The following is a 1266-nucleotide window of genomic DNA, read 5'->3' on the forward strand; positions in this document are numbered from 1 at the left end:
GCGCTTGCCGACCTCGCTCGAGGACACCAGCAGCAGCCGCTCGACACCGTCGAGGGCCGCGTTGAGGGCGGCGGGATCGTCATAGGAGGCGACGCGCACCGTTACGCCCTTGGCCTCGAGCGGCGCCGCCGCTTCCGCGCGACGCACCAGCGCACCGACCTCGGCCGCGGGCACCTTTGCCAGCAGCTCGTCGACCGCCAGCGTTCCGAGCTGCCCGGAGGCGCCCGTCACCATGTATTTGAGAGTTCCGGCCATGAGATGTCCTTTCCTTTGGTCTCTGCAAAGGCTATCTTTGCAACATGGTCTCGGATGTAGACCGCCTATCCGCAGCCGTAAAGGAGGCACTTTTTCATGACCAGGGAACATGAGGGTAACCCCGCCGCGCACGGGATCCTGTTGCAGATGGCAGCCTATGGCGGCGCACCCGAGGATCCCGGCATGTGCCCGATCCGCGACGTGCTCGACCGCGTGGGCCAGAAGTGGACGCTGCTGATCCTGATCGCGCTGATCTCGGGGCCGCAGCGGTTCTCGGCGCTGCAGCGGCAGGTAGGCGACATCTCGAAGCGGATGCTGACCCAGACCCTGCGCCAGCTCGAGCGCGACGGGCTGATCACCCGCGAGGTGTTTCCGACCAAGCCGCCCTCGGTGGAATACGCGCTGACCCCGCTCGGGGGCTCGGCGCTCGATCCCATCGCCGCGCTGACCGACTGGGCCGACCGCAACCACGGCCATATCCGCGCCGCGCGCGAGGCCTTCGACGCGACCGCCGCCTGACCGTCCCCGGGAACGGGACGTGACCGCGGGTCGCGGCCCGGGATTTCGCCGGCGGGCTCTTTCCCTTGCCCCGCCGCGCTGTTAGCGTGCCGCGGCAACGCAGACCGGAAAGACCAGATGCCCCATTTCAGCCGTACCGAGTCCACCTTCACCCCGCCCGTCCCGGAGGCGAAACGCTGGATCGAAGGCATCGACTTCCCGGCCGACCGGCCGCTGATCAACGTGAGCCAGGCCGCCCCCGTGGATCCGCCGCCGCCGGCGCTCCGCCGCGCCATGGCCGAGGCCATGGAAGTGCCCGAGACCCATCTTTACGGGCCGGTGCTGGGCCTGCCAAAACTGCGCGCGGCGCTGGCGAAAAGCTGGGGGGCGCATTACGACGCCGAGGTCCCGGCCGAGAGCGTGGCCATCACCGCCGGCTGCAACCAGGCCTTCGCCGCGACGCTGGCCGCGATCTGCGGCGAAGGAGATGAAGTTCTTCTCCCAACGCCTTGG

The 1266-nt window shown here is 69.0% G+C and carries 3 protein-coding genes; 2 read left to right on the forward strand and 1 reads right to left on the reverse strand.

The features are described 5' to 3' along the window. Window positions 1-255 (reverse strand): NAD(P)H-binding protein (locus tag HC022_RS26805; RefSeq protein ID WP_167454404.1); only part of this gene is annotated, 255 nt, incomplete at its 3' end. A 96-nt stretch (window positions 256-351) separates the two neighbouring features. Between HC022_RS26805 and HC022_RS26810 the strand changes: the two genes are divergently transcribed. Both HC022_RS26810 and HC022_RS26815 read left to right on the forward strand, forming a co-directional pair. Beyond that, window positions 352-774, forward strand: a complete 423-nt coding sequence (locus HC022_RS26810; protein ID WP_008883677.1) for a helix-turn-helix domain-containing protein — start codon at window positions 352-354, stop codon at window positions 772-774. Window positions 775-891: 117 nt separating this feature from the next. Next, window positions 892-1266 (forward strand): aminotransferase class I/II-fold pyridoxal phosphate-dependent enzyme (locus tag HC022_RS26815; protein ID WP_167454405.1); only part of this gene is annotated, 375 nt, incomplete at its 3' end.

This window comes from Salipiger sp. HF18, assembly GCF_011806505.1.
GTDB classification, from domain to species: domain Bacteria; phylum Pseudomonadota; class Alphaproteobacteria; order Rhodobacterales; family Rhodobacteraceae; genus Salipiger; species Salipiger thiooxidans.

Excerpts from the sequence above, each read along its gene's own strand:
- HC022_RS26810 (WP_008883677.1), top strand. The coding sequence starts at position 352 with ATGACCAGGGAACATGAGGGTAACCCCGCCGCGCACGGGATCCTGTTG.